The sequence below is a fragment of the Cupriavidus sp. 22TCCZM01-5 genome (assembly GCF_057798915.1).
In genome coordinates, this window is record NZ_JBYOJR010000002.1 from 170,280 (window position 1) to 197,227 (window position 26,948).

The window sequence follows — 26,948 nt, forward strand, 5'->3', positions numbered from 1 at the left end:
ACGGCATCATGAAAGCCTGAACGTCGACACCAGCGTCATCAGTCGTTGCGCCTGGTCCTGCAGCGATGCCGCAGCGGCGGCGGCCTGTTCCACCAGCGCTGCGTTCTGCTGTGTCATCCCATCCATGTGGGACACGGCCAGGTTCACCTGCTCGATGCCATTGGACTGTTCGTCCGACGCCGCGCTGATGTCGCGGACGATCGCACCGACCCGCCGCACGGCATCGACAATGTCCTGCATGGCGCGTCCCGCGTCGTCCACCATGCCGGCACCCTCGCGCACATTGGCCACCGATGCACCGATCAGCCCGCGGATTTCCTTGGATGCTCCCGCGCAGCGCTGCGCGAGGTCTCGCACGTCGCCCGCCACCACCGCGAAGCCGCGGCCGTGTTCTCCCGCGCGCGCGGCCTCCACCGCGGCATTCAGGGCAAGGATATTGGTCTGGAAGGCGATCTTCTCGATCACGTCGATGATGTCGACGATCCTGCCCGAACTCGCATCGATGGACTGCATCGTATGCACGACGCGCGCCACCGCTTCGCTACCTCGCTCGGCAAGTATGGTGGCGTCCTTGGCCAGGGTAGCCGCCTCGCGCGCGCTGTCGGCGTTCTGGCGAACCGTGCCGGTCAGTTCTTCCATGCTCGACGCGGTTTCCTCCAGCGACGCGGCCTGCTGCTCGGTGCGCTGCGACAGGTCCGCATTGCCGCTGGCGATCTGCCGGCTGGCCGCGGCAATCGAATCCGCACCGCCGCTCACCTGGCCCACCATGGCGACAAGGCTCGACTGCATACGACCCAGCATGCCCAGCATCCGGCTGGTTTCGCTGCGTGCCCGCTCGTCTGCCATCACGGCGTCATCACTCCCCTTCGCGCTAAGGTCGCCACCAGCCATCCGCTCAAAGCGAGCCATGGCAAAGTCCAGCGGCCTGACGATGGACTGGCGCAATCGCCATGCGACGGCAGTACTGAACGCCAACCCCGCCACCAGCACCACGACCGACCAGGCCAGAAGCGTGCCGTAGCGCTGCTGCGACGCTTCATAGACCTGACGCGCACTGGCTAACTGCGCACGATTGAGTTCGCCACTGGCAGCGGTAAAGGCAATGTCGAGCTTCGGGATCGTTTCGAGCACCGCCGTCATCATCGCCTCGCGATCGCCCGCGTTCAGTGCCGCGACCATCGGTGCGATGCCCTGCGAAAACAGCGCATCGCGCTTGGCCGACACGTCCTGCGCCAGCATCGCTTCCGCCGGTGCACGCTGCAAAGCCAGGTACGCCTTCCACGCGCTCTGCGAATTCCTGGCAAAGCCCTGTGCGGTCTCGGCGCGCGCTCGCGCATCGGCAGGATCCTTGGCAAGGGTCGCCTGGTCCAGCAGCACACGCACCAGCAGTTGGTTGGAGCGTGCTTCGGCCAGATGCATCGCGGCGGTCAGCTGATGCTCGTAGATCTCGCGCGTGGCGTCATTGCTGCGCGCCATGCCGATCATGCCGACCGCACCGACAATCAGCAGAAGGATATTGGTGACGACAATCAGGAACCACAACCTGGCTCCGATAGTAGTGTTGCGAAACATGGGCTCTCCCGGGGTAAAGGGACGGCCCAGCGGGCCGCCCTGCTGGTCTACGGCGCGGCAACCCGTTCCTTGACCCTCACGCGGCGACACACAGAACTGACTATTTTGTCGTCGTCCGGCAACGTGGTCCCGAGACCTGGAGGAATCCCTCCTGGCAATTTAGCGCGGCCCGTGCACACTGGCCGCATGCACACCGAATCGCTCGCATCAGGCATCGGATACCTTCTTTCTCTGGCTGCTGGTGCGCACCGTGTACACCTGGAGCTACCAGCACGGGCTGCGGGCGGTGCCCGAGACGGCGTGGTCATTCGCACTCTGCTGTTGCTGCAGGACACGCCCGCAACCGATAAAGGCCGACAAAAAAAAAACCGCGCCCCCAAGGCGCGGTTTCTTTGGTACGACAAGCGCTTATGCGCCTTCGCGTGAAGCACGCTTGCGCTCGTGCTCCTTCAGGTGGCGCTTGCGCAGGCGGATGCTCTTGGGCGTGAGTTCGACCAGTTCGTCGTCGGCAATGAATTCCACCGCATACTCGAGCGACATCTGGATCGGCGGCACCAGGCGCACGGCTTCATCGGTACCCGAAGCACGCACGTTGGTCAGCTGCTTGCCCTTGATCGGGTTGACCACCAGGTCGTTGTCGCGGCTGTGGATGCCGATGATCATGCCTTCATACAGCGCATCGCCCGGCTTCACGAACATGCGGCCGCGGTCCTGCAGCTTCCACAGCGCATAAGCCACGGCATCGCCGTCGTCCTGCGAGATCAGCACGCCGTTGTGGCGCTCGCCCAGGCCGCCTTCGCGCACCGGCGCGTAGTCGTCGAAGATATGGCTGATCAGGCCAGTGCCGCGCGTCAGCGTCAGGAACTCGCCCTGGAAGCCGATCAGGCCGCGGGCCGGGATGCGGTACTCGAGGCGGGTACGGCCCTTGCCGTCCGACGCCATGTCGAGCAGCTCACCCTTGCGGCGGCCCAGCTCTTCCATCACGCCGCCCTGGTGGCTGTCTTCGACGTCCACGGTCAGCAGTTCGTACGGCTCGTTCTTGACGCCGTCGATTTCCTTGAACACCACGCGCGGACGCGACACGGCCAGCTCGTAGCCTTCGCGGCGCATGTTTTCCAGCAGGATGGTCAGGTGCAGTTCGCCGCGGCCGGACACTTCGAAGACGGTGTCGTCACCGGTATCGGCCACGCGCAGCGCAACGTTGGACTTCAGCTCGCGGTCCAGGCGCTCGCGCAGCTGGCGGCTGGTCACGAACTTGCCTTCACGGCCGGCCAGCGGCGACGTGTTGACGCAGAAGTTCATGGTCAGCGTCGGCTCGTCGACCTTCAGCATCGGCAGCGCGTCCTGGGCGTCCGGCGCGCACACGGTGCAGCCAATGCCCAGTTCCTCGATACCGTTGATCAGCACGATGTCGCCGGCTTCGGCCTCGGGCACGATCTCGCGCTCCAGGCCCTGGAACTTCAGCACCTGGTTGATGCGGCCCTTGATCGGATTGCCTTCGGGACCGAACTTGACCACGACGTCCTGCAGCGGCTTGGCGCGGCCGCGCGAAATGCGGCCCACGCCGATCTTGCCGACGTAGCTGGAGTAGTCCAGGGAGATGATCTGCAACTGCAGGGGACCGTCGCGATCGTCGTCACGCACCGGCACCTTGTCCAGCACGGTCTCGAACAGCGGCTTCATGTCGCCGTCGCGCACGTCTTCGGTCAGGCCGGCATAGCCATTCAGGCCAGATGCGTAGATGACCGGGAAGTCCAGCTGTTCATCGGTGGCGCCCAGCTTGTCGAACAGGTCGAAGGTCTGGTTGATCACCCAGTCAGGGCGCGCGCCCGGACGGTCGATCTTGTTGATCACCACGATCGGCTTCAGGCCCAGCGCCAGTGCCTTGCGGGTCACGAAGCGGGTCTGCGGCATCGGGCCTTCGACGGCGTCCACCAGCAGCAGCACGCCGTCAACCATCGACAGCACGCGCTCGACTTCGCCACCGAAGTCGGCGTGCCCCGGGGTATCAACGATGTTGATGTGGGTACCGTTGTACTCAACGGCACAGTTCTTCGCGAGAATCGTGATCCCGCGTTCCTTTTCCAGGTCGTTCGAGTCCATCACCCGCTCGGCAACCTGCTGGTTGTCGCGGAAGGTGCCTGCCTGGCGCAGGAGCTGATCGACCAGGGTGGTCTTGCCATGATCAACGTGGGCGATGATGGCGATATTACGGATGGCGCGGGTCATTGCAGCGTCTCGCTGTGCGGAAATCTGAGGTAACCCAAAATTATAGCATGTTGCAACGCGACATGCCTTGCTCCAATCCAGCCCGCACCATGCCTTTATTATTTCCAAAAAGGAAATGACGAATTTCCATCCTTGCCGATAGTTAAACGCACACATATATTTGCCATAGCAAAGATTGCAGAGGCAAATGATGTCACCGGCTCCGTCCACCACTTCTTCCACCGACCTGTTCGACCCCGAGCGATACGTCATGGGCGAGAGCGTGGGCTATCTGATCTCTCGTGCCAAAAACACGCTCGCCCACGGCATCGAGCAGGAAGTGAGCACGCTGGACATCACGCATGCGCAGGCGAGCTGCCTGGTCATGCTTTCCTCCGGGCGTGCCAGCACGGTCACGGACCTGGGCCGCGAACTGAATACCGACATGGGTTCCATCACGCGGCTGCTCAGCCGCATGGAAAAGCGCGGGCTGATCGAGCGCACCCGCCGCGACGATGATCGCCGCGTGCTCGACCTTTCGCTCACGCCAGCAGGCCACGCACTCGCCGCGCAATTGCCCGCCGTTTTCTGCAGGGTCATGGCCAGGCATTTCCGCGGTTTCTCCGCGGAAGAGATCGAAACGCTGCGCGGCATGCTGCGTCGTGTCATCTGCAACAACTCCGGCTAGCGAACCTGCGCGCTTTCCGCCTACACCGCCCGTATCGATCCCGATACCGACCAAGATTTCCAGCACGGCCCCTGTCGCCAGTGCATCAACAATGAACCAAGCGCTCTCAAACCCTTCCTACAGCCCGTCACGCATGCGCGCCCTGGGCCAACGCGCCGGCACACTGGCCTTGACGGTCGTGGCCGCAGCCGTGCTCGCCGGCTGCGCCGCCTTCGGCGACTCGCACAGCACCCAGACCATGACGGAAGCCAGCGCCATGGCCACCGGCCAGACGCTGCCGGCCGAACATGGCCAATGGCCCGGCATGGACTGGATCGACCAGTTCCAGGACCCGCAGCTGCGCGCGCTCGTCGATGAAGCGGTCAAGGACAGCCCGAACCTGCAGGTCGCCTTCGCGCGCGTGGAAGCGTCGCGCGCCATGGCTGACGTGACCCGCAGCGCGCTCTACCCGACTATCGGTTTTGGCGCCGACATCACGCGCGAGATCTTTTCCGAGACCGACCTCTTCGCCGGCACGCCGCTGGCCGGCCGCTGGTGGAACCAGTCGCACCTGCAGGCCAACCTGTCGTATGAATTCGACTTCTGGGGCAAGAACCGCTCGGCGCTCGAAGCCGCCCTGTCCGACGACCGCGCCATTGAGGCCGAAAGCCAGGCCTCGCGACTGATCTTGACCACCTCCGTCGCGCGCGCCTATGCCCGCCTGGCCGCGCTTTACGCGCAGCGGGACGTGGCCGAGCGCGCCATCGCCCAGCGCCAGGACCTGACCACGCTGTCGCAGCAGCGACTGGCCGCCGGCCTCGACACCCAGGTCGAAACCACCCAGGCGCGCGGCACGGTGGCCGCAGCGCGCACCGACCTGCAGCGCATCGACGAAGATATCGCGCTGTCGCGCAACCAGATCGCCGCACTGCTGGGCAAGGGCCCGGACCGCGGCCTGGCGATCCAGAAGCCGGTCCTGCTCGCACATGACACACCCAGGCTGCCCGACGACCTCGCCATCGGCCTGCTCGGCCGCCGCCCTGACCTGGCCGCCGCGCGCTGGCGCGTGGAAGCCAGCAGCAAGGAAATCAAGGTCGCCAAGGCGGAGTTCCTGCCGAATATCACGCTGACCGGCTTTGCCGGCCTGGCCTCGCTCAGGCCGGAAGACCTGTTCATGGGCATCAGCCGCACCATGGGAATCGGCCCGGCGCTGCATCTTCCTATCTTCGAGGGGGGCAAGCTGCGCGCCAATCTGAAGGGCAAGTACGCTCGCTATGACATTGCCGTGGCAAGTTACAACCAGGCCCTGGTCGATGCGCTCAAGGAAACCGCCGACACCATGACGAGCATCCGCAGCGTGGACAACCAGATCAAGACGCAGCGCGAAGCGCTGGACCTGGCTGAACACGCCTACTCGCTCGCCACGATGCGCTACAAGGCCGGCCTCGGCACGCAGCTGACGGTGCTGAACGCCGAGAGCAACGTGCTGCAGCAACGCCGCCTGGCGACCGATCTGCAGGCCCGCCGGCTGGACCTGCAGATGGCGCTGATGAAGGCCCTCGGCGGCGGCTACGAAGAGCCGCAGGAAGGCGGCGCAGGCCACGCCCCCGCCGCGGCAGCAGCGAACCAGACCACCAGCCAGGCCGGCGCGCGCGGCTGATCCGCGCGCCTGTCATTGCAGACCAGATTCAAGAGAGAACAAAATGAGCGACAACCAGCAAGCCGGCACGTCCCACACCCCGGCGGCATCCATCAACAACAATGGCAAGCGCAAGCGCCTGCTGCTTTCGCTGACCGCGGCCATCGTCGTGGCGGGCGTCGGCTATGGCGCTTATTGGGGCCTCTATGCGCGCCACTTCGAGAGCACCGACGACGCCTACGTTGCGGGCAACGTCGTACAAGTGACGCCGCTCGTGGGCGGCACGGTGGTCTCGATCGCCGCGGATGACACACAGCTCGTCACGGCGGGCCAGCCGCTGATCCAGCTTGACCGCGCGGATACGCAGGTGGCGCTCGAACAGGCCGAGGCCCAGCTGGCCCAGGCGGTGCGCGAAGTGCGCACGCTCTACGTCAACAACGGCTCGCTCGCGGCCAATGTGGCGCTGCGCGAGGCCGACGTCGCCAAGGCGCGCGATGACCTGCGCCGCCGCCAGGCCATCGCGGGTTCAGGCGCGGTGTCGAGCGAAGAAATCGCGCACGCCCAGACCGCCCTCCAGGGCGCGCAGTCTGCCCTGCTCGCCGCACGCGAGCAACTCGCGTCGAACAAGGTGCTGACCGACCAGACCACCGTTGATAAGCACCCGAGCGTGCAACGCGCGGCAGCCAACCTGCGATCGGCCTACCTGTCGTTCGCGCGCTCGACCATGCCGGCGCCAGTGACCGGCTACGTGGCCAAGCGTTCGGTGCAGGTCGGCCAGCGCGTGGCCGCCGGTGCGCCGCTGATGGCCGTCGTGCCGCTGGACCAGGTCTGGGTCGACGCCAACTTCAAGGAAGTGCAGATCACGCATATGCGCATCGGCCAGCCGGTCACGCTGGAAGCGGACGTCTATGGTTCGAAGGTCAAGTACACCGGCAAGGTCGAGGGCTTCTCGGCCGGTACCGGTTCCGCGTTCTCGCTGCTGCCGGCGCAGAACGCCACCGGCAACTGGATCAAGGTGGTGCAGCGCCTGCCGGTACGCATCGCGCTCGACCCCCAGCAGCTCAAGGACCACCCGCTGCGCGTCGGCCTGTCGATGAACGTGACGGTCGATGTGCGCAAGGAAGAAGGCGCCGCCATGGTCAGCACCACTGCGGCCAAGCCGATGCAGACCGACGTCTATGACAAGGTCGCGCAGGACGCCGACCAGTTGATCGCGCGCATCATCGCCGTGAACAACGGCGGCCGCGCGGCCCCGGCCGATGCAGTACCGGCCAAGGGCGCACCGGTCATCAATGTTCCAGCCGATGACGCGGCGGCCAGCGCCGCCGTGGCGCGGCCTTCGAACCGCGGCTGACCATGGCGGACGCAATCACCGTGGGTGAACGCGCCGGCGCCGCGCCAAAGCCACCGGCGCGCCCGACGCATCTGCAGCCACTGAGTGGCGGCAAGCTGGTGATCGGGACCATCGCGCTGTCGCTGGCCACGTTCATGAACGTGCTGGACTCGTCGATCGCCAACGTGTCGATTCCAGCCATTTCCGGCGACCTCGGCGTGGCACCGAACCAGGGCACGTGGGTCATCACCTCGTTCGCGGTGGCCAACGCCATTTCGGTACCGCTGACCGGCTGGCTCACCATGCGCTTCGGCGCGGTGCGCCTGTTCATCACGTCGATCCTGCTGTTCGTGCTGTCGTCCTGGCTGTGCGGCGTGGCGCCCAACCTCGAAACGCTGCTGGCTGCGCGTATCCTCCAGGGCGCAGTGGCCGGGCCGATGATTCCGCTGTCGCAGTCCCTGCTGCTGTCGAGCTACCCGCCGCAGAAGAGCACCATGGCGCTGGCGCTGTGGGGCATGACCACGCTGGTGGCGCCCATCATGGGCCCGCTGCTCGGCGGCTGGATCTCGGACAACATGACATGGCCGTGGATCTTCTATATCAACGTGCCGGTAGGCCTGCTCACCGCATACGCCACGTGGACGATCTACAAGGACCGCGAAACCCCGACCAAGGTGTTGCCGATCGACCGCATCGGACTGGCGTTGCTGGTGATCTGGGTGGGCTCGATGCAGCTCATGCTCGACAAGGGCAAGGAGCTCGACTGGTTCCACTCGACCGAGATCGTCGTGCTCACGCTGGTGGCCGTGCTCGGCTTCCTGTTCTTCCTGGTGTGGGAGAGCTACGAGAAGCATCCGATCGTCGATATCACTCTGTTCAAGGGCCGGAACTTCAGCTCCGGCGTGGTAGCGATCTCCGTGGCATACGGACTGTTCTTCGGCAACCTGGTGATCCTGCCGCTGTGGCTGCAGACCATCGTCGGCTACACAGCCACGGATGCCGGCATCGTGATGGCGCCCGTGGGCATCTTCGCGATCCTGCTGTCACCGGTGATCGGGCGGAACCTGCCCAGGATGGATGCCCGCTGGGTCGCCACGGCCGCCTTCGTCACGTTCGGTATCGTGAGCCTGATGCGCTCGGGCTTCACCACGCAGGTCGACACCCGCACGCTGATGATCCCCACGCTGATCCAGGGCGCGGCAATGGCGATGTTCTTCATCCCGCTTACGTCGATCATCCTGTCCGGCCAGCCGCCGGAGAAGATCCCGGCCGCATCGGGCCTGTCGAACTTCGTGCGGATCACGTTTGGTGGTATCGGCGCATCCATCTCCACCACCGTGTGGGAAAACCGCACCGCCCTGCACCACGCCCAACTGGTGGAGAAGATCAGCCCCTACAACCCGGTCTACTCGGACCAGCTCAATCACCTGATGCAGATGGGCATGAGCCAGGCTCAGGCGGTAGGCCTGATGGAACGGAACATCAGCCAGCAGGCGGCGATGCTCGGCGCCAATGACATCTTCTGGATTTCGGGCGTCCTGTTCTTCGTGCTGATCGGCTTTGTGTGGCTCACCCGGCCGGCCCGGGGAGGCGCGGGCGCCGACGCGGCAGCCGGGGCACATTGACGCGAACTGCCGCCAGCGAGCAAACATCCCGCCAGGAAAAAGCCACGCGCCCCGGGTCGATCCGGAGCGCGTGGCTTTTTTCCTTTGGGCCCGACCCATTCCTGGGCCGATCCCCCTCATCGCTATTAGCTTGCCCCCGCCTGCCCGGCCTCGAGCCGGGCCCGTACTGCGGCAATATGCTCGCCCGCCGCATCTACGGCCTCCTCCAGGGCGCTCTCGGTACACCCCAACTCACGGCACCAGTACTGCACCTCGATCGGGTCCATCAGGTTGACTCGGCCCGGATCCAGGGGCCGGAACTGGCTGATCTGCTCGCTCATGCTACCTCCTGTTACCGCTGGCCTTCACACGGCTCTTGCATTGTAGGCGAGGGACGGCCGTCGCCGGCAACTTGTCCGCTTGAATTCGCACGCCAATCGGTCTACCATTTTTCGAACCGTTTTGCGGAACCTTGGTTCCATAAAACGGAACCATCGGAGTCAGGAGTCCCGCGGTGAGCATTCTGGAAGGCGTGGAAAGCGTGCTTGGCATGTTTGGCGAAGGCCGTCACGAAGTCAGCTTCAACGACGTGATGGACGAACTCGGCCTGGCCAAGAGTTCGGCCTCGCGCCTGCTTGCGCAGATGGTCCGCTACCGTTTGCTCGAGCTGCAGCCCGCCACGCGGCGCTATCGACCCGGCGTGCTGCTGATCCGCGCGGCCCAGGCGGCCACGCAGGCGCATCCGTTCGACGAACAGTGCCGCGAGATCCTGGCCGCGCTATCCGACTCCACGGGATTCACGGCCTACCTGTCGATGCTCGACGGCGCGGACACCGTCGTCCTGCAGCGGCTGAACGGGAACAACCCGGTGCAGGTGCTGTCACCGCCCGGCGCGCGCCGCCCGGCTTTCACCACCGCAATGGGCCGCGTGCTGCTGTCCCGGCTGACGGAAGCCGAGTTCCGCATGCGCTATGGCACGGCGGGCGACACCAGCCTGCCGCAGGCGCCTGCCGGTTGCCCCGCCACGATCGCCGAACTGCAGGAGCGGGTGGCGAACGCCCGCCGCGAGCGCAGTGCCGTTGCCATCAACGAAGGCATGCCGGGCATCGGCGCCGTCGCGACCACGCTGGCCGATCCGGCTTCCGGCGATGTGCGCGGCCTGTGCCTGTCTTTCACCGCCATGCAGGTCAGCCAGGCGCAGGCCGCGGCGCTGCGCGACGCGCTCGTGCGCGCGGTCGCGCCGGTCGGGCAGCGCATCGGCGATCCGCTCTGGCAGGCCGCCAGCGACACCATCACGAGATAACCGATTCCGGCGATATTCATGGACCTCCTCCTACTCAGCAATTCCAGCAGCGACGCCGGCTACCTCGCGCACGCGCGCGATGCCATCAGCGAACTGGCGTCGGGCAGCAAGACCGCATGCTTCGTGCCATTCGCCGGCGTGCGCGACTGGGACACTTACGAGACCTTGGTCGCCGACGCCTTGTCGCCGCTGGGCATCGACTCGCGTTCGCTGCATCACGCCGCAGATGCCGACGCGGCACGCCAGGCCATCGACACGGCGCAGCTGATCGTGGTCGGCGGCGGCAATACTTTCCGGCTGCTGCAATGCCTGCGCGAGCGCGGCCTGCTCGCGCCCATCGCGGCAAAGGTCCGTTCAGGCGGCGCACGCTATGTCGGCTGGAGCGCCGGCGCCAACCTTGCCTGCCCCACGATCTGCACGACCAACGACATGCCGATCGCCAACCCCGGCAGCCTCGATGCGCTCGGACTGGTGCCATTCCAGATCAACCCGCACTACTTCAACGTGGTGCTGCCAGGCTTTCGCGGCGAAACGCGCGACCAGCGGCTGGCCGAATTCACCGCGCTGCATCCTGAAGTGCCCGTGCTGGGCCTGCCGGAAGGAAACTGGATTCGTGTGCGCGGCGCGCACATGGATCTGGGCGGACCGCATACATCCCGCTGGTTCCTCGGCACCCGGCTCCAGGACGTGCACCCCGGCCCGTTGTCGCTGCCGCTCTGAAACCCCTCACGGAAACGGAATCCCGAATGTCCATCAAGCAGGTGATTGAATCGATCGAACTGCTGTCGGCAGCCAACATCGACGGCGAGCGCGTGGCCGCGCTGCTGCGTGCGCGCGGCGTCGCCGACGTCACGGTGACACGGGTGGAGGAAAATGGCCTGTACACCGACTTCCTGGCGTGCACCTTGCCAGGTCTCGACCCCAACCTGCCCGCGCTTGGCGTGGTCGGCCGGCTAGGCGGCGTGGGCGCGCGCCCGGCCGTGACCGGACTGGTATCGGATGCCGATGGCGCCATCGTCGCCGTGGCCTGCGCGCTGAAGCTGGCCGACATGGCGGCCGGCGGCGATGTCCTGCCCGGACCGGTGCGCATCCACACCCACATCTGCCCGCATGCGGCCACGCGGCCGCACCAGCCGGTGCCGATGATGAAGTCGCCATTCGCGATGCGCACGATGATGTCGCACGAGGTGCATCCGCAGATGGCGGCGATCCTTTCCGTCGACACCACGCGCGGCAACCGCCTCGTCAACCGGCGTGGTGTTGCGCTGACGCCGGTCGCGAAGCAAGGCTGGCTGCTGCGGCTGCCCGAGCGGATGCTGGACCTGATGAGCTGGGTCAGCGGCGAACTGCCGCTGGTGCTGCCGCTCACCACGCAGGACATCACGCCGTACGAGAACGGCCTGTGGCACGTCAACTCCATCATGCAGCCGGCCGTTGCCACCACCGCGCCGGTGATCGGCCTGGCGCTGACAGCGCAGACTACGGTGCCGGGCTGCGCCACTGGCGTGACCAATGCCTTCGACATCGACGTTGCCACCCGCTTTTGCATCGAAGTGGCCAAGCAGTTTGGCACCGGACAATGCGCCTTCTTCGACGCGGCCGAGTGGGCCGAACTGCAGCGGCGCTATGGCTCGCTGGACCATCTGCAGACCGTGGGGCACGCATCATGAACCCTTCGGCCGCCAGACTGCCGCGCGTGACGATGAAAAGCGTGGCAAAGTGGATGAGGCCCAAGGGATCTTCGGTCCAATGGATCTGCCCAAGCCGATTGTGGCCCGCTATAACCAGGCCCTGGTAAAGGCGCTGGCCAATCCGGAGGTCAGGAAGAAGATGGCCGAGTTCGGTTCGGAGCCTGTCGGCGATTCACCCGAACACCTCTCGAGCTTCCTCGTGCAGGACCGCAAGATGTGGGCCGACGTCATCAAGTCGGCCGGGATCACTCTGGAATAAGGTTGCGGCAAGGCGCTCAGAGGCGCACCAGCCGCTCCGGCCGCAAGGCGCCTTCGCGCATGCGCGCGACACCCAGCAGGCGCGACGGCTCGCCGCCGTAGACGCGGGCCAGCGTGCCCTCCTGCGGCACACTGCCTGCCGGCAGGTCCCGCTGGGCAATGCGCTGGCCTTGGAGAAACCGTGAACTCGCCTCGGCATCAAGCGTGACCGGCGGGCACCGCTGCAGCAGCGCATCCACCGGCGCGAGCATGGCCGGACGCGCCTCGTCCGGCTGGGCATCGATCTGCTCCAGCGTCACGGCCCCCTCCAGCGTCAGGTCTCCGACGGCGATGCGACGCAGACCGGCCAGGTGCGCGCCGCAGCCCAGCGCCTCGCCGATGTCTTCGGCGAGCGTGCGAATGTACGTGCCCTTGCTGCACTTCACGCGCATCGTGAAAGACGGCACCTGCGGCAACGCACAGTCGAGTAAGTCGATCGCATGAATCGTGATGCGCCGGGCCGGGCGCTCCACGGTCTGTCCGGCACGCGCGTATTCGTACAGCGGACGTCCGTCCTTCTTCAGCGCCGAATGCATTGGGGGGATCTGGTCGATCTCGCCAATGAAGCGCGCGATCGCCGCATCGAGCCCGGCACGATCGCAGGCAACCGGCCGCTCCTCCAGCACCTCGCCTTCCGCGTCGCCCGTCGTCGTCTTCTGCCCAAGCCGGACGACCGCCTCATAGGTCTTGTCAGCCTCCAGCAGGTCCTGCGAGAACTTGGTTGCCTCGCCGAAGCAAAGCGGCAGCAGGCCGGTGGCGAGCGGGTCTAGCGTGCCGGTGTGGCCGGCCTTCAGCGCCCGCAGCAGGCGCTTGGCGCGCACCAGGGCATCGTTGGAAGACAGCCCGAGCGGCTTGTCGAGCAGCAGCACGCCGTGCACCTCGCGGCGCGGCAGCCGGGGCGGACGGTGGTTCGCGGAATCGGTCATGGGAACAATGCGGGGCGGCGGGCGTGTTGCCCGCCCCGGCGACTGAGCTTTTCCGGCGCAGCCGGAATCAGTCGTCCTTGGAACGCGTGGCGTTCGCTTCGTTGATCAGCTTGGACATCTCGATCGCATGCTCGACCGATGTGTCGTGATAGAAGCGCAGCGTCGGGACGGTATGGATGTGCAGGCGCTTATACAGCAACGAGTGCAGGTAGCCCGCCTTCTCGTTCAGGATCGCTGCCGCTACAGCGGCATCGGCGCCGAGCACCGTGAAGTGGACCTTGGCATGCGCATAGTCCGGCGTGAGCGTCACGGACTGCAGCGTGATCAGTCCGAGGCGCGGATCGCGCAGCTCGCGCTGGATCATCTCGGCCAGGTCCTTCTGGATCTGGTCGGAGAGGCGCAGGTTACGGGAGGAAATACTGCCTTTCTTGGCCATTCAATACTGTCTTGTCGAGACGACAGCGGCGGGCCGAAGCCCGCCGCCGCTGCGCCGCCTTACAGCGTACGCGCCACCTCGGTGATTTCGTACACTTCGAGCTGGTCGCCTTCCTGAACATCGTTGAAGTTCTTGATCGACAAACCGCACTCGAAGCCTTGCTTGACTTCCTTGACGTCGTCCTTGAAACGCTTGAGCGAGTCGAGTTCGCCGCTGTGGATGACCACGTTGTTGCGCAGCACGCGCACCAGCGAGGTCCGCTTGACCAGACCGTCGGTGACCATACAGCCTGCCACCGCGCCGACCTTCGGCACGCGGAACACCTGGCGCACCTCGACCTGACCGATCGTGGTCTCGCGCTTTTCCGGTGCCAGCATGCCCGACATGGCCGCCTTGATCTCGTCTACCGCATCGTAAATGATGTTGTAGTAACGGATGTCGATGCCATGGTTCTCGGCCAGCTTGCGCGCGCCGGCGTCGGCACGCACGTTGAAGCCGATGATGACAGCCTTCGAAGCGGTCGCCAGGTTGACGTCCGATTCCGAGATGCCACCCACGCCGGCATGCACCATCTGCACGCGCACTTCGTCGGTCGACAGCTTGAGCAGCGACTGCACCAGCGCTTCCTGCGAACCCTGCACGTCGGCCTTCACGATCAACGGCAGCGTCTGGACGTCGCCTTCGCTCATCTGCTCCAGCATCGTTTCCAGCTTGGCCGCCTGCTGCTTGGCCAGCTTCACGTCGCGGAACTTGCCTTGGCGGAACAGCGCGATTTCGCGCGCCTTGCGCTCGTCCGGCAGCACCAGCACTTCTTCACCGGCAGCCGGGACTTCCGACAACCCCTGGATTTCCACCGGGATCGACGGGCCGGCTTCCTTGGTCGGCTTGCCATTCTCGTCCAGCATGGCACGCACGCGGCCATAAGCACTACCGGCCAGCACCACATCGCCACGCTTGAGCGTGCCGCTGCTGACCAGGATCGTCGCGATCGGGCCCTTGCCCTTGTCGAGCTGGGCTTCCACCACCAGACCCTTGGCCGGCGCGTCGATCGGTGCCTTCAGCTCCAGGACTTCGGCCTGCAGCGACACCTGCTCCAGCAGGTCGTCGATGCCAGCACCGGTCTTGGCCGACACCGGCACGAACGGCGAATCACCGCCATACTCTTCCGGCAACACCTGCTCGGCCACCAACTCCTGCTTGACACGGTCGGGATTGGCATCCGGCTTGTCCATCTTGTTGATCGCCACGACGATCGGCACCCCGGCAGCCTTGGCATGCGCGATGGCTTCCTTGGTCTGCGGCATCACGCCGTCGTCGGCCGCGACCACCAGGATCACGATATCGGTGGCCTTGGCACCGCGGGCACGCATGGCTGTGAAGGCCTCGTGACCCGGGGTATCCAGGAACGTAATCACGCCGCGGTCGGTTTCCACATGGTAGGCACCGATGTGCTGCGTAATGCCGCCAGCTTCGCCCGCGGCAACCTTGGTGCGGCGGATGTAGTCCAGCAGCGAGGTCTTGCCGTGGTCGACGTGACCCATGACGGTCACCACCGGAGGACGCGGCAGTTGCTCGGCGTCCGTGTGTTCTTCGCCGTCCACCACCAGCAGCGCTTCCGGATCGTCCAGCTTGGCGGCGAACGCCTTGTGGCCCATTTCTTCCACCACGATCATGGCGGTTTCCTGGTCCAGCACCTGGTTGATCGTCACCATCTGGCCGAGCTTCATCATCTGCTTGATGACCTCGGATGCCTTCACGGCCATCTTGTGGGCGAGATCCGCCACCGAGACGGTTTCCGGCACGTGAACTTCGCGCACCACGGGTTCGGTCGGCGCCTGGAAGTTGCTGCGACCTTCGTCGTCACGCTGATGACGACCACCGCGGCCACGCGGACCACCGCGCCAGCCGCCCACGCCACCCGACGAATCGCCGCGCGTCTTCAGGCCGCCCTTCTTGCCGCGCACGCCTTCGTCCTTCCACCCTGGAGCACCAGGCTTGCCGGTCTTTTTGTCGGCCGTCGTGCTGGGTGCGGCAGTGGTGGCTGGCTTCTTGTCGTCCTTCTTGGCTTCGGCCGTGGCACCTGCCGGCTTGACCGGCTTGTGCAGCGTACCGGTTTGCTCGGCCTTCTTTTCCTCGGCCTTGCGCTCCGACGGCGCCTTGAGCACGCGCGCCGGCGCATTCAGCATCTGCTGGATGGCGCGGGCCTCGGCTTCGGCGGCTTCGCGGCGCTTGCGTGCGGCGTCCTGCTCGGCACGGGCCTTGTCGGCAGCTGCCTTGGCATCGTCGGCAGCCTTTTGCGCTACCGCGCGCTCGCCGGCAACACGTGCCTGCTCGTCCTCGGCCTTCTTGCGCGAAGCCTCTTCAGCGGCCTCGTTCACGGCGCGCGCAGCAGCAGCTTCCTCTTCGGCCTTCTTGGCAAGCAACTCGGCCTGGCGGCGCTGTTCGGCCTCCAGAGCCTCCTGCTTGGCACGGCGCTCGGCTTCTTCGCGCTCGGCGGCCTCGCGGCGCGCCTTCGCTTCGGCTTCCTGGCGTGCCAGCAGTTCGGCCTGCTGGCGTTCTTCTTCCTCACGGCGCGCCTGCTCGGCAGCGTCGACCACCGCGGATTGCGGCTCCGTATCGGCCTGATGGTCGGAAGTCGCTTCGTCGCGCTTGATCAGCACGCGCTTCTTGCGCACCTCGACCTGGACGGTGCGCGTCTTGCCGGTGGAGTCGGCCTGACGGATTTCGGAAGTCTCGCGCTTGGTCAGCGTGATCTTCTTGCGCGCACTGTCATCAGCCTGGCCGTGCGAACGCTTCAGATAATCCAGCAACCTGGTCTTATCCGATTCCGTGACCATATCTTCTGGCGTCGCTTTGCCCACCCCAGCCGCCTGCAATTGTTCCAGCAGGGCAGCTGCGCTGCGACTAAGTTCTGCGGCCAGTTGGGCAACTGTTGTGCTTGCCATTCAAACCCTTTCAATGCTTGGTTTCTACGTCGGGACAAATCGTGTGCGGAAAGCGCGTCCGGGAATGTCATCAAAACCCGGACGTGTCCCTCAGTTGAACCAATGTTCCCGTGCCTTCATGATCAGCGCCTTGGCTTCTTCCTCGCTGACGCCCGTCATCTCGACCAGCTCGTCGACGGCCAGTTCTGCCAGGTCGTCACGCGTATGGATATCGCCTTCGGCCAGTTTGCCGATCAGTTCCGGGTTGAGGCCGTCGAGCGAGCGCAGGTCTTGCGACACCTCTTCCACCTTTTCTTCCCGGGCCAGTTCCATCGTCAGGAGCGCATCACGTGCGCGGTTGCGCAGCTCGTTGACGGTGTCTTCATCAAATGCCTCGATTTCCATCATTTCACTGATGGGCACGTAGGCCACTTCTTCCAGCGTGGAGAATCCCTCGTCGATCAGGATATCCGCCACTTCTTCGTCGACGTCCAGCTTGGCCATGAACAGCTTGCGCACGGCATCGCTTTCCTCGGCTTGCTTCGCCGCCGACTCTTCCTGGGTCATGATGTTGATCTGCCAGCTGGTCAGCTCCGACGCCAGGCGCACATTCTGACCGCTTCGACCGATGGCCACGGCGAGGTTCTCCTCGTCCACGACCACGTCCATGCTGTGCTTTTCCTCGTCCACGACGATCGACTGCACCTGCGCCGGCGCCAGCGCGCCGATCACGAACTGCGCCGGATCTTCCGACCACAGCACGATGTCCACGGCTTCGCCGCCGATCTCGTTGCGAACGGCGGTCACGCGCGTGCCGCGCACGCCCACGCAGGTACCGATCGGGTCGATACGCTTGTCGTGCGCCACCACGGCGATCTTGGCACGCACACCCGGATCGCGGGCTGCGGCCTTGATCTCGAGCAGGCCCTGTTCCATCTCGGGCACTTCGTTCTCGAACAGCTTGATCAGGAACTCGGGCGCGGTGCGCGACAGTTCGATCTGCGGACCACGTGCCGCACGATCCACGTTCAGGATATACGCACGAACACGGTCGCCAGTGCGCAGGTTTTCCTTCGGGATGATCTGGTCGCGCGCCAGCAGGGCTTCTACGCGGCCGGATTCGACGATCAGGCCCTTCTTGTCGGCGCGCTTAACCGTGCCGGTCATGATCTTCTCGCCACGCTCGAGGTAGTCGTTCAGGATCTGCTCGCGCTCGGCATCGCGGATGCGCTGCAGGATCACCTGCTTCGCCGCCTGCGCGCCGATACGGCCGAATTCGACCGACTCGATCTGCTGCTCGACATAGTCGTCCAGCTCGATGTTCGGGTTCTCATCGCGTGCTTCGAACAGCAGGATCTGCTTGTCCGGCTCCTGCAGGCCCTGTTCGTCAGGAACGACAAGCCAGCGGCGGAATGTCTCATGCTCGCCCGATTCGCGATCGATCGCGACACGGATATCCACGTCTTCCTCGAAACGCTTCTTGGTCGCCGAGGCCAGTGCAGCCTCCAGCGCGCCGAATACCACATCCTTGTCGACGTTCTTTTCACGCGCAAGCGCATCGACGAGCAACAGAACTTCGCGGCTCATTGCTTGTTCCCTTTTCTTTGATTTCCTTTGAAGTCGATCACCGGCACCAGGCGCGCCTTGTCGACATCAGATACAGTGAATTCCAGCAGCGCCGGACCGTCCTTGCCCTCGAACTCCAGCCCGACCTTCTCGGCGCCAGCATCGCCAGTCGGCTCGCGCAGAATGCCCGTGAAGTTCTTCTGTCCATTGACGGGCAGGCGCAGCGTCACGCGCGCTTCTGCCCCGGCAAAGCGGACATAGTCAGCCAGTTTCTTCAGCGGCCGGTCCAACCCCGGCGAGGAGACTTCGAGCCGTTCGTAATCAACGTTCTCGACAGTCAACACGTGTGTCAACTGCCGGCTCACCTTCTCGCAATCTTCGATGACGATGCCGGTTTCAGGCTGATCGATATAGACACGCAACAGTCCGGCCGGAGCACGTTCGAGCTCAACCAGCTCATATCCCATGCCGTTAAGGGTGGTTTCGATCAAATCTGCCAGATGCACTGTATTCCCAAGTAATGGCCATCAACACCAGGGCAGGCTGGCTTGCCTGCCCCGCCTGGGACGACATGGGCACAGCAGCCACCTGCCAGTCAGCCTCCGGCGCGTATGCGTCAAACGAGCGAACCAAAAAAAAATGGGCACAATGCCCATCATTCGCCCATCCTCCAGGAGGATGACTTTTTGAATAGACTTGGATTATACGCAGATTATGTCCAAAAGGCAAAAGGGCATGTATCGGCGCGCAATCCAGCCCCGGCAGCCTCTGGCGGCCGGGGATGACTCTTAGCGGTTTCCGCCCCTATTGCCACCGCGGTTGCCACCGCCACCGGTGCCACCGCCCTTGCCGCGCCCCGAGCGATTGCCACCACCGCCGCCCTTGGCCGCCTTTGGCATCACATTGCCATTGACATCGCCGCCCCGGCGCTGCGGCCGGCCTTGGCCGCCCAACCCGGCGCCGCCGCGCCCGGCGCCGGCGCGTCCACCACCCTGCCCGCGCGCGCCACCCAGATTGGCTGCATGCGATGTCAGCACAGTGGGACCATGGCTGATGTAGCCCATCGAAGTCCGCATCGGATCGGGCTGGCCGCGGCCCGCGCCACCCTTGTCGACACGCGGCAGACCGTCCATGCCCGTATGCATCGGCATGCCCGCGATCGCCGCCTCGGTGCGCTGCTTGCGCCCCCCGACCTTTGTCGCGCCCTTGCCACCCTGCTCGCCCTTAGTGGGTAGCTTCAGGCCGATGGCAGTCATCATCGCCTTGACTTCCGTTGCCTCCAGCTCCTGCCAACGGCCGCGCTTCAACCCGCGCGGCAGCAGAAACTGCCCGTAGCGCGTGCGGATCAGGCGCGACACAGTCAGGCCGACCGCCTCGAACATGCGGCGCACCTCGCGGTTACGACCCTCGGTCAGCGCTACGTGATACCACTGGTTGACACCTTCGCCACCGCCATCCGCAATGCGCAGGAAGTTGGCTTCGCCGTCATCGAGTTTGATGCCATGCAGCAGGCGCTGGCGGTCAGCCTCAGCCAGTTCGCCCAGCGTACGCACCGCATACTCGCGCTCCACGCCATAGCGCGGATGCATGAAGCGGTTGGCAATATCCCCCGAAGTCGTAAAAATCAGCAGACCTTCCGTATTGAAATCCAGACGACCCACCGCGACCCATTTGCCGGTCTTCATGCGCGGCAGGCTGTCGAACACGGTCGGACGGCCTTCGGGGTCTGACTGGCTGACGATCTCGCCGGCTGGCTTGTGATACAGCAGCACGCGCGGCGGCTTGGAAGAAACCTTGCGATGGATCAGCTTGCCATTCACACGGACCTGGTCGGCTGGCAGGATCCGCTGGCCGATGTGCGCGGGCAATCCATTGACGGAAACACGCCCCTGCAGGATCAGCTCTTCCATTTCCCGGCGCGAGCCCAGGCCGCCTTCGGCCAGGACCTTGTGCAACTTCGGCGCATCGTCGTCCGCGGACAACTCACGCACCGGCTTTGCCTTGGTGCGCGGGATGACAGTGTCTTCCTGGTCGTACTGGTCCGAGATCACAAACCGGAACAGGTCTTCGCTGGTCGCACTGGTTTTGTCGGCGCCGGCATGTCCCTTCCGTTGAGGCTGGCCGCCCTTGCGCTGGCCATGCTGTCGACCTGCGGACTGGACGTCGCCTTCCGGCACAGCCCTGGCGGTACGCTGCCCCTGCGGCTTGCGCCTGCGGCCCGCCGGCTCCGCCTTCTCGCCGCGATCCGGTCCCGCTTGGCCGCTTTCTCGCTCAGCCGCGCCCTCTGCCTTGACCGGCTTGCGCTTGCCGCGACCGCGCGGGGCGGCACGCCCACCTGGCTCGCCAGCCGCCTTGCTCTCGCCCGCCCCGCCCGGAGCGCCAGACTCGGCACCCTCGGTACGATTGGCGTCTCGATCCTGGCCCGCCTGCCGGCGCGAAGCCACCAGGTTGCGCAAGCCGCGCCTCAGGCCCTTCCTGCGCGGCGCCGTATCGGTGCCTGACCCGGAGTCTGCTGCGCCATCGGCAGCCGGCGTCCCGGTTGCCCGGGTGTCATGTTCAACGGAATCAGACAAAGTATTCACTATCGGATATTGCATATTGTTCAGTTGGGCACGCGCTCGTCGTGCTCGCTCGCGTGCGGCGGCGCAGCGTCGTCGCCGGAAGAATTACCGCCGTCCTGCTTGTCCGGCGCGCTCTCGACATGGAAGCCATTTGCCTCGGTCACGGCCGACGCGAGATCCGCCACTTGCATGGCATCGGCGCAGGCCTGCTCGACAACCCCAGCTTCGTCTGCCGGCTCGTCGCCAGCCACCAAAGCGGATTCAGCTACATCAACGGCTGCGCCGGCCGGCGAAGCCACCTCTGGCTCAGGGAAGGCCTCTTCGTCGCCGGCCGCCGGCCGCGCCGTTGCCATCTCTTCAAAATCAATCGCCTGCTGGTCCAGCAGCGCCGCCTGCGCCTGCGCCTGGGCGTCCTCGAGCGGCGGCAGCTCATCCAGCGTACGCAGCCCAAGGTCATCGAGGAATGCCTTGGTGGTCGCATAGAGCGCTGGCCGGCCTGGCACATCGCGGTGACCGATGACCTCGATCCAGCCGCGGTCTTCCAGCTTCTTGACCACCTCCGTGCTGACCGTCACGCCGCGAATCTCCTCGATGTCGCCGCGCGTCACCGGCTGCCGGTACGCAATGATCGCCAGCGTCTCCATGACCGCTCGGGAATACTTGGGCGGCTTCTCGGGATTAAGGCGATCCAGGTATTCCCGCATCTCCGGTCGGCTCTGGAAACGCCAGCCGCTGGCCAACGCCACCAACTCGACCCCACGCTGGCGCCAGTCCTGGCGCAATTCATCAAGCAGGGCCCGAATCGTGTCAGCGCCGACATCATCGGCAAACAGCCGACGCAGGTCGCTCACGCGCAGGGGCTCCTGCGCACAGATCAGCGCAGTCTCGAGGACGATTTTCGCCTCTTGGGTATTCATGTTGGGTGTGCAGCCTGTCTTTGCACCTGCTCCCGGACGAACCCGGAGCCCTGGACATTGTGGATTCAGCGGTGCGATTGCCACCGCCATCTCGTCGCGCAGCAAACCCGAAAGCTCTTCGCCTCGAGGCCGTGCATCTTCTGTTGCATCGATTTGCCGGGTGTGTTCCGGCAGGAGATTGCCCGGTCACCGGCAAGTACCAGTGCACGAACCTCTTGCACGCGCCCATATGGGCAGACATGGCCTCCGGCTAAAGTCCGCCTCGGCCGCAAGAAAAACGGATATCGGAAGCAAGGCCAGCAATGACTGCACCACGGCCGCAAAGCCAGCCGGACTTTTGAACAGATATTGTGAACCGGATGGACTGCGGAAAGGTTCGGTGCCGAATTGTCGGCGCTTTGCCCGAAACCCTGGGCGCGCCCCCTTTTTGGAAGGGCTGCCGGGCGCCGCTCGGAACCACGCCGCGCGATACCGCAATGGAGATGATTGTATGGCATTCCAGCCCACACCTGCAACCACCGCGCGGCGCCAGAGCGTATGGAGTGGTTTCAGAACACCAGGCAGAACCCATGCTCTGCCAGGGAATGTGGCAACAACACCGCTCGGCCGATTCCCAATGCACCGAATGCCATGACGGCCAAGCCGGCCCCGACCCTTACCCAGCTCCGGCGCGACCAGGCGCGCAAAAGCCCCGAAAAGCTCGACAGCGCCAGCAGATTAGGCAACGTACCGAGGCCAAAGGCGCCCATCACCAGCGCCCCCGAGGGCGCATTTCCGGCCAGCAATGCAAGGGCCAGGGCCCCATAAACCATGCCGCAGGGCACCAAACCCCAAGCCAATCCCATCCCATAGCGGCGTGCCAGGCCGCCCCGCCGAGCCTTGGCTTCCGTCGTCTTTCTGCCCAATCGAGCCATGCCGGCGGCACTGGCGCTAACCGCACGCGCCGCGAGGCGCTCCAGCCACACGATGGTAAAGGCCTCGCCGCGTATCAAGCGCCAGCCAGACAGTAGCAGCAAGGCGCTGCCGACTCCGAACAGCCAGCGCTGAACGGGCAGATAGTCCTGACGCCAGGCCGTCGCCCCCAAGGCGCCCAGCAGCGCACCAAGCAGCATGTAGGTGGAAATACGCCCGACATGCATGACAAGGAGCTCCACGAGCCAGTCCTGTGGGCGCCGCACAACGGCAACGGGTACGCCGGCGGCGCGTTGCTCGACAGCCAGCGCTACGCCACCACACATGGCAGCGCAGTGGAAGCCCCCTAGCAAGGCGAGCATGAAAACACTGAGTAGCACACCAAAAGTCAACTGCAACTCCCTACCGCATCACATCGCGCGTTAAAATGCACGTATTGCGCCCTCGCCGCTCCAATACTGCAGGTTCCAATTGCTAACATCCATCCCCGTCACCGAGATGTCGCCCCGTTGCTCCACTTGCGGCATGGGGCAATTGTGCCTGCCGGTGGGCATGAGCCAGCAGGACCTGCAGAAGATGGACACCCTGGTGCAGGAACGTGTCCGTGTCCACAAGGGCGAAACCCTTTACCGCATGGGCGATCCGCTGACTGCGGTCTATGCCATTCGCTTCGGCACCCTGAAGACGCATGTCACCACGGAAGACGGCCGCTCGCAAATCACCGGTTTCCACTTGCCAGGCGAAGTGGTCGGCCTCGACGGCCTGGGAGAGATGCAGCACGCCTCGGATGCCACCGCGCTCGAAGACACGGAGGTATGCGTCGTTCGCCTGGCCGATCTCCAGTCGCTGTCCATCGACCTGCCATCGTTGCAGCAGCAGTTCCTGCGCCTGATGGGCAAGGAAATCTCGCATGACCAGCTCATGCTCGTCACGCTTGGCTCCATGCGCGCCGAGGAGCGGCTTGCCGCGTTCCTCATCAACCTGTCCGAGCGCTTGTCCGCCCGCGGGTATTCGTCGACCGAGTTCGTCATGCGCATGAGCCGGGAAGAAATCGGCAGCTACCTGGGTCTGAAGCTCGAAACGGTCAGCCGTCTGTTCTCACGATTTGCCGAGGCCGGCTTGATCCAGATCCGTCAACGTCACGTCAAGCTAGTCGACATGGCGGGCATCAAGCAAGTCTACAGCCGCTCCTGCTGAGGCCATCTGACCGCCTCGCGTGGCAAGGCGGTCAATTCCTGCCGCTTCTTACTCCAGCTCGTCCGTTTCGCTGAGCTTTGTCGGCATGGTGTACAGCGTCAGTCCGCTGGACAATGCGCAGAATATCCAGGCCAGCAGGAAACCGATCGTATAGACCGCCTCGCGCGAGGCCTCGATCGGCTGACCGAAGAAATTCAGGTCACCAGGGTCCACCACGGAAAACACAGTTGCCGTGGCAACCCCGGCCATCAGGAACGCCGGCCACAGTACCCACATCAGCCAGCGCAGCCTCATGGCTGCCTCGCTTGCGGTGCCTTGGCACTGCCCGAGGCACCTGCCACCTTCTCGACAACCAGGCCATGCCGGGCCACACCATCGACCACTGGCCGGTCAGGATGAGTGGAAGCCAGCCAGATAGTCACGCCGCAAGCCACCATGGCCAGCAACGGGCCACTCATCAGCAGCCACGGCCACGGCTCTTTCCACCACGGATTGCTTTCTTGCATCGTCTTGCCCCCTTCGTCAACGCCTCATCGAGGCGCTCGCGGTTTGGTACGGCACAGCGCCGACGCGCCGTGCCGCCCTTAGCATCACAAATTGCGTGGCACGATGAAACTGGTAGATTGCCTGATTTGCGCACTACCTTGCCCCGCACCTTCGCTGGTCACTGTCACGCTGATCTTGTGCGTACCTTGCGCGGCATCGTCGATCGGCACGCGAATCCGGATCGGCACCAGCCTGTTCGATGTCGGCGCCAGAGCCTGCGCGTCCGGATCGTACTCGACGGTCATGTTCTTCAGTTCGTCGCTCTCGGCCTTCACGCTGATGCGCATGGGCGCCTCGGTGGTATTGATGAGTTGCAGTCGATAGACGTTTTCGATCCAGCGCCCGTCCACCTCACGCCCAAGCGCCCCGCGGTCGCGGATGATGTCCACTTTCAATGGCGTGCGCAGCGCAAGCGAAGCCACGAAACCTGCAACCATCACCAGCCAGATAATCGAGTAGATGATGGTCCGCGGCCGCACCAGCCGCTTGCGCGCCGCAGCGGCCGACAGCGCCTTGCGCATGGCATTCTCGGACGTATAGCGGATCAGCCCGCGCGGGTAGTCCATCTTGTCCATGACCTGGTTGCATGCATCGATGCAGGCACCGCAACCGATGCACTCGTATTGCAACCCGTCACGGATATCGATGCCGGTCGGGCACACCTGCACGCAGATGCTGCAGTTGACGCAGTCACCTAGCCCGGCCTGGTGATGATCCACCTTGCGCGACCGGCTGCCGCGCGGCTCGCCGCGCCCGACGTCGTAGGTGACCACATAGGTGTCGCGGTCGACCATCACGCTCTGGAACCGCGCATACGGACACATGTACTTGCAGACCTGCTCGCGCATGAAGCCTGCATTCCCCCACGTGGCGAAGGCGTAAAAAAGCATCCAGAACGCCTGCCACGGACCCAGCGAGAAGCTCAGCACCTGGCCGCCAAGCTCACGGATCGGCGCAAAGTAGCCAATGAACGTGAAGCCCGTCCACAGCGCGACCAGTATCCACAGGGAGTGCTTGGTAGCCTTCAGGCGGAACTTGCGCGCGCTCCAGGGATCACCGTCCAGGCGGATCCGCGCGAAGCGGTCGCCTTCGACATGTCGCTCGATCCACATGAATATTTCGGTGTAGACCGTCTGTGGACACGCGTAGCCGCAGAAAAGCCGGCCGGCAATCGCCGTGAACAGGAACAGCGCCAGCGCGGAAATCACCAGCAGGACGGCAAGATAGATGACATCCTGTGGCCAGAGCACCAGTCCGAAGATATAGAACTTGCGCGCGCCAAGGTCGAACAGCACGGCCTGTCTGCCATTCCATTGCAGCCAGGGCGTGCCGTAGTAGATAAGCTGGGTCAGGAGTACCATCCAGACCCGCCAGTTGGAGAACGCGCCCGTCACCGAGCGCGGGTATATCTTGCGTCGAACCTCGTAGAGCGTTTCGTCGGAGGTTTCGACAGGCGACGACGCCGGCCCTTGCGGGCCGGCCGCGCGGGCCAGTGGTTCTGTCCCGGGTGCATTCATGGATGCGCTCCTTCAGCCGCGATCGCGCATCCCGGACCTGAGTCGGTGGTCATTGTCCTGAGCCTCCGGTATTGGAAAGGCCCCAGACGTAGGCCGTCAGCATGCGGATGCGCTCGGGAGTCAGGATCTCCTCGTGCGCCGGCATGCGGTTGTTGTGGCCCTTCAGGATGGCTTCGACAATGCTGCCTTCCGAACTGCCGTACAGCCAAACATTGTCGGACAGGTTCGGCGCGCCGAGTGCCTGGTTGCCCTTGCCGGTTGCGCCATGGCATGCCGCGCACGTGGACTTGAACGTGCTCTCGCCGCGCGATGCACGGATCGGGTCAAACGACAGGCCAGACAACGACCTCACATACTGCGCCACATCCGCTGCAAGCTTGCCATCAACAGTCGAGGCAAACGGCGGCATCACACCATTGCGGCCCTTGGTGATGGTCTGCTGGATCGTCTCGGGTTCTCCGCCATAGAGCCAGTCATGGTCCGTCAGGTTGGGAAAGCCGCGGCTGCCGCGCGCGTCCGAGCCGTGGCATTGCGCGCAGTAGTTCAGGAACAGGCGCTGGCCGATCTCGCGCGCCTGCGGGTCTGCCGCGACCTGTTTGATGTCCATGTTCAGGTACTTGGCGTAGACATCGTGCTGCAGCTTCTCCTGCGCCTGCTGATGCGCGGCCAGTTCCCCTTGCGTGGAGAACTTCAGCACACCGGCATAGGAGCCCAGTCCCGGATAGAGGACCAGGTAGGCCAGGCCAAAGATGCAAGCCAGCAGGAACATCCACATCCACCAGCGTGGCAGCGGATTGTTCAGCTCGCGCAGATCGCCGTCCCAGACATGGCCGGTGTCATCGCTGGGGTTGACAACCTTCGTGACCTTGCGTTGGGAAAAAAGCAGCCACACGCACCAGACGATGCCGACGAGCGCGATGGCGGCGATGTAGTAGCTCCAGAAATCGGAAAAGAAATCGCTCATGACTAGGTATTCCGGCTCGATGTTGTGTGGGTCTCGTCAGGCAGTGCGAACGGCAGCATGGCGGACTCCTGGTTGGCGGCTTGCCGGCCATTCGACCAGGCCCACCAGCAGATGCCCAGGAATACGACCATCGACACGACCGTGGCAAAAGCAGTCAGCATTGCCATG

Annotated in this window: 25 protein-coding genes and 1 pseudogene; 10 read left to right on the plus strand and 16 right to left on the minus strand. The window is 64.6% G+C overall.

Annotated features, from left to right (window positions below):
- Window positions 1-6 precede the first annotated feature (6 nt).
- Window positions 7-1,572: a methyl-accepting chemotaxis protein gene (locus AC3FNH_RS02895; protein WP_488719016.1), complete on the minus strand. Its 1,566-nt coding sequence runs from the start codon at window positions 1,570-1,572 to the stop codon at window positions 7-9.
- Window positions 1,573-1,777: 205 nt separating this feature from the next.
- Between AC3FNH_RS02895 and AC3FNH_RS02900 the strand changes: the two are divergent.
- Window positions 1,778-1,888: pseudogene (locus AC3FNH_RS02900) on the plus strand (sterol desaturase family protein); the annotation flags it as partial.
- Window positions 1,889-1,980: 92 nt separating this feature from the next.
- On the opposite strand, the gene typA reads toward AC3FNH_RS02900, so the two are convergent.
- Window positions 1,981-3,801: a translational GTPase TypA gene (gene typA, locus AC3FNH_RS02905; RefSeq protein WP_276100162.1), complete on the minus strand. Its 1,821-nt coding sequence runs from the start codon at window positions 3,799-3,801 to the stop codon at window positions 1,981-1,983.
- Window positions 3,802-3,991: 190 nt separating this feature from the next.
- Between typA and AC3FNH_RS02910 the strand changes: the two genes are divergently transcribed.
- From AC3FNH_RS02910 to AC3FNH_RS02925, 4 genes are all read left to right on the plus strand, one after another.
- Window positions 3,992-4,468: a MarR family winged helix-turn-helix transcriptional regulator gene (locus tag AC3FNH_RS02910; protein WP_488719087.1), complete on the plus strand. Its 477-nt coding sequence runs from the start codon at window positions 3,992-3,994 to the stop codon at window positions 4,466-4,468.
- Between the two features lie 91 nt (window positions 4,469-4,559).
- Window positions 4,560-6,107, plus strand: a complete 1,548-nt coding sequence (locus AC3FNH_RS02915) for an efflux transporter outer membrane subunit (RefSeq protein WP_488719017.1) — start codon at window positions 4,560-4,562, stop codon at window positions 6,105-6,107.
- A gap of 43 nt (window positions 6,108-6,150) precedes the next feature.
- Complete coding sequence (locus tag AC3FNH_RS02920; protein WP_488719018.1) at window positions 6,151-7,440, plus strand: EmrA/EmrK family multidrug efflux transporter periplasmic adaptor subunit; 1,290 nt, start codon at window positions 6,151-6,153, stop codon at window positions 7,438-7,440.
- A 2-nt stretch (window positions 7,441-7,442) separates the two neighbouring features.
- Window positions 7,443-9,044 carry a DHA2 family efflux MFS transporter permease subunit gene (locus tag AC3FNH_RS02925; RefSeq protein ID WP_488719019.1) on the plus strand — a complete coding sequence of 534 codons (1,602 nt, stop codon included), beginning with the start codon at window positions 7,443-7,445 and terminating at the stop codon, window positions 9,042-9,044.
- Between the two features lie 125 nt (window positions 9,045-9,169).
- On the opposite strand, the gene AC3FNH_RS02930 is transcribed toward AC3FNH_RS02925, so the two are convergent.
- Window positions 9,170-9,364 (minus strand): DUF3606 domain-containing protein, encoded by a 195-nt coding sequence (locus AC3FNH_RS02930; RefSeq protein WP_276100158.1) that lies wholly within the window; start codon window positions 9,362-9,364, stop codon window positions 9,170-9,172.
- Between the two features lie 173 nt (window positions 9,365-9,537).
- Here AC3FNH_RS02930 and AC3FNH_RS02935 point away from each other — a divergent pair, with 173 nt between their 5' ends.
- From AC3FNH_RS02935 to AC3FNH_RS02950, 4 genes are read left to right on the plus strand one after another with little or no spacing between them, the layout of a single operon-like run.
- A complete protein-coding gene (locus AC3FNH_RS02935) occupies window positions 9,538-10,326 on the plus strand; it encodes an IclR family transcriptional regulator (RefSeq protein ID WP_488719020.1) in 789 nt (262 codons plus the stop codon).
- Window positions 10,327-10,344: 18 nt separating this feature from the next.
- Complete coding sequence (gene pepE, locus AC3FNH_RS02940; protein ID WP_488719021.1) at window positions 10,345-11,046, plus strand: dipeptidase PepE; 702 nt, start codon at window positions 10,345-10,347, stop codon at window positions 11,044-11,046.
- A gap of 26 nt (window positions 11,047-11,072) precedes the next feature.
- Complete coding sequence (locus AC3FNH_RS02945) at window positions 11,073-11,996, plus strand: DUF1177 domain-containing protein (protein ID WP_488719022.1); 924 nt, start codon at window positions 11,073-11,075, stop codon at window positions 11,994-11,996.
- The gene (locus AC3FNH_RS02950; RefSeq protein WP_488719023.1) at window positions 11,953-12,276 is read left to right on the plus strand and encodes a hypothetical protein; all 324 of its coding nucleotides are present in this window, start codon (window positions 11,953-11,955) and stop codon (window positions 12,274-12,276) included. The genes AC3FNH_RS02945 and AC3FNH_RS02950 overlap by 44 nt, the downstream gene beginning before the upstream one ends.
- A 16-nt stretch (window positions 12,277-12,292) precedes the next feature.
- Here the strand turns inward: AC3FNH_RS02950 and truB are convergent, their stop codons facing one another.
- From truB to AC3FNH_RS02990, 8 genes are all read right to left on the minus strand, one after another.
- Window positions 12,293-13,240, minus strand: coding sequence for a tRNA pseudouridine(55) synthase TruB (gene truB, locus AC3FNH_RS02955; protein WP_488719024.1), 948 nt, complete (start codon window positions 13,238-13,240; stop codon window positions 12,293-12,295).
- Between the two features lie 67 nt (window positions 13,241-13,307).
- Window positions 13,308-13,676, minus strand: a complete 369-nt coding sequence (gene rbfA, locus AC3FNH_RS02960; RefSeq protein ID WP_488719025.1) for a 30S ribosome-binding factor RbfA — start codon at window positions 13,674-13,676, stop codon at window positions 13,308-13,310.
- A 59-nt stretch (window positions 13,677-13,735) separates the two neighbouring features.
- Entirely contained in the window at window positions 13,736-16,621 is a 2,886-nt protein-coding gene (gene infB, locus AC3FNH_RS02965) for a translation initiation factor IF-2 (RefSeq protein WP_488719026.1), read from the minus strand.
- A gap of 90 nt (window positions 16,622-16,711) precedes the next feature.
- The gene (gene nusA / locus AC3FNH_RS02970) at window positions 16,712-18,187 is read right to left on the minus strand and encodes a transcription termination factor NusA (protein ID WP_488719027.1); all 1,476 of its coding nucleotides are present in this window, start codon (window positions 18,185-18,187) and stop codon (window positions 16,712-16,714) included.
- A complete protein-coding gene (gene rimP, locus AC3FNH_RS02975) occupies window positions 18,184-18,672 on the minus strand; it encodes a ribosome maturation factor RimP (protein WP_276100148.1) in 489 nt (162 codons plus the stop codon). Before rimP ends, nusA begins: the two co-directional genes overlap by 4 nt.
- A gap of 282 nt (window positions 18,673-18,954) precedes the next feature.
- Window positions 18,955-20,763: a 23S rRNA pseudouridine(2605) synthase RluB gene (gene rluB / locus AC3FNH_RS02980; protein WP_488719028.1), complete on the minus strand. Its 1,809-nt coding sequence runs from the start codon at window positions 20,761-20,763 to the stop codon at window positions 18,955-18,957.
- Between the two features lie 5 nt (window positions 20,764-20,768).
- Window positions 20,769-21,644: an SMC-Scp complex subunit ScpB gene (scpB, locus tag AC3FNH_RS02985; protein ID WP_488719088.1), complete on the minus strand. Its 876-nt coding sequence runs from the start codon at window positions 21,642-21,644 to the stop codon at window positions 20,769-20,771.
- A 548-nt stretch (window positions 21,645-22,192) separates the two neighbouring features.
- A complete protein-coding gene (locus tag AC3FNH_RS02990) occupies window positions 22,193-22,948 on the minus strand; it encodes a sulfite exporter TauE/SafE family protein (RefSeq protein WP_276100146.1) in 756 nt (251 codons plus the stop codon).
- A 79-nt stretch (window positions 22,949-23,027) separates the two neighbouring features.
- Here AC3FNH_RS02990 and fnr point away from each other — a divergent pair, with 79 nt between their 5' ends.
- Window positions 23,028-23,753 (plus strand): fumarate/nitrate reduction transcriptional regulator Fnr, encoded by a 726-nt coding sequence (gene fnr, locus AC3FNH_RS02995; RefSeq protein WP_276100145.1) that lies wholly within the window; start codon window positions 23,028-23,030, stop codon window positions 23,751-23,753.
- A 48-nt stretch (window positions 23,754-23,801) separates the two neighbouring features.
- Here fnr and AC3FNH_RS03000 read toward each other — a convergent pair whose 3' ends face one another.
- The 5 genes from AC3FNH_RS03000 to AC3FNH_RS03020 form a co-directional block, all read right to left on the minus strand.
- Window positions 23,802-24,047 carry a hypothetical protein gene (locus AC3FNH_RS03000; protein WP_276100144.1) on the minus strand — a complete coding sequence of 82 codons (246 nt, stop codon included), beginning with the start codon at window positions 24,045-24,047 and terminating at the stop codon, window positions 23,802-23,804.
- Entirely contained in the window at window positions 24,044-24,259 is a 216-nt protein-coding gene (locus AC3FNH_RS03005; RefSeq protein WP_276100143.1) for a FixH family protein, read from the minus strand. Before AC3FNH_RS03005 ends, AC3FNH_RS03000 begins: the two co-directional genes overlap by 4 nt.
- 84 nt (window positions 24,260-24,343) lie before the next feature.
- Complete coding sequence (gene ccoG, locus AC3FNH_RS03010) at window positions 24,344-25,816, minus strand: cytochrome c oxidase accessory protein CcoG (RefSeq protein ID WP_488719029.1); 1,473 nt, start codon at window positions 25,814-25,816, stop codon at window positions 24,344-24,346.
- 49 nt (window positions 25,817-25,865) lie between these two features.
- Entirely contained in the window at window positions 25,866-26,780 is a 915-nt protein-coding gene (gene ccoP, locus AC3FNH_RS03015; protein WP_276100141.1) for a cytochrome-c oxidase, cbb3-type subunit III, read from the minus strand.
- 2 nt (window positions 26,781-26,782) lie between these two features.
- A complete protein-coding gene (locus tag AC3FNH_RS03020) occupies window positions 26,783-26,947 on the minus strand; it encodes a cbb3-type cytochrome oxidase subunit 3 (protein ID WP_211945182.1) in 165 nt (54 codons plus the stop codon).
- Window position 26,948: the final 1 nt, after the last annotated feature.

Coding starts and splice junctions, on each gene's coding strand:
- AC3FNH_RS02895 (WP_488719016.1), bottom strand. CDS start 1,572: ATGTTTCGCAACACTACTATCGGAGCCAGGTTGTGGTTCCTGATTGTC.
- typA (WP_276100162.1), bottom strand. CDS start 3,801: ATGACCCGCGCCATCCGTAATATCGCCATCATCGCCCACGTTGATCAT.
- AC3FNH_RS02910 (WP_488719087.1), top strand. CDS start 3,992: ATGTCACCGGCTCCGTCCACCACTTCTTCCACCGACCTGTTCGACCCC.
- AC3FNH_RS02915 (WP_488719017.1), top strand. CDS start 4,560: ATGAACCAAGCGCTCTCAAACCCTTCCTACAGCCCGTCACGCATGCGC.
- AC3FNH_RS02920 (WP_488719018.1), top strand. CDS start 6,151: ATGAGCGACAACCAGCAAGCCGGCACGTCCCACACCCCGGCGGCATCC.
- AC3FNH_RS02925 (WP_488719019.1), top strand. CDS start 7,443: ATGGCGGACGCAATCACCGTGGGTGAACGCGCCGGCGCCGCGCCAAAG.
- AC3FNH_RS02930 (WP_276100158.1), bottom strand. CDS start 9,364: ATGAGCGAGCAGATCAGCCAGTTCCGGCCCCTGGATCCGGGCCGAGTC.
- pepE (WP_488719021.1), top strand. CDS start 10,345: ATGGACCTCCTCCTACTCAGCAATTCCAGCAGCGACGCCGGCTACCTC.
- AC3FNH_RS02945 (WP_488719022.1), top strand. CDS start 11,073: ATGTCCATCAAGCAGGTGATTGAATCGATCGAACTGCTGTCGGCAGCC.
- AC3FNH_RS02950 (WP_488719023.1), top strand. CDS start 11,953: ATGGCTCGCTGGACCATCTGCAGACCGTGGGGCACGCATCATGAACCC.
- truB (WP_488719024.1), bottom strand. CDS start 13,240: ATGACCGATTCCGCGAACCACCGTCCGCCCCGGCTGCCGCGCCGCGAG.
- rbfA (WP_488719025.1), bottom strand. CDS start 13,676: ATGGCCAAGAAAGGCAGTATTTCCTCCCGTAACCTGCGCCTCTCCGAC.
- infB (WP_488719026.1), bottom strand. CDS start 16,621: ATGGCAAGCACAACAGTTGCCCAACTGGCCGCAGAACTTAGTCGCAGC.
- nusA (WP_488719027.1), bottom strand. CDS start 18,187: ATGAGCCGCGAAGTTCTGTTGCTCGTCGATGCGCTTGCGCGTGAAAAG.
- rluB (WP_488719028.1), bottom strand. CDS start 20,763: ATGCAATATCCGATAGTGAATACTTTGTCTGATTCCGTTGAACATGAC.
- scpB (WP_488719088.1), bottom strand. CDS start 21,644: ATGAATACCCAAGAGGCGAAAATCGTCCTCGAGACTGCGCTGATCTGT.
- AC3FNH_RS03000 (WP_276100144.1), bottom strand. CDS start 24,047: ATGAGGCTGCGCTGGCTGATGTGGGTACTGTGGCCGGCGTTCCTGATG.
- AC3FNH_RS03005 (WP_276100143.1), bottom strand. CDS start 24,259: ATGCAAGAAAGCAATCCGTGGTGGAAAGAGCCGTGGCCGTGGCTGCTG.
- ccoG (WP_488719029.1), bottom strand. CDS start 25,816: ATGAATGCACCCGGGACAGAACCACTGGCCCGCGCGGCCGGCCCGCAA.
- ccoP (WP_276100141.1), bottom strand. CDS start 26,780: ATGAGCGATTTCTTTTCCGATTTCTGGAGCTACTACATCGCCGCCATC.
- AC3FNH_RS03020 (WP_211945182.1), bottom strand. CDS start 26,947: ATGGCAATGCTGACTGCTTTTGCCACGGTCGTGTCGATGGTCGTATTC.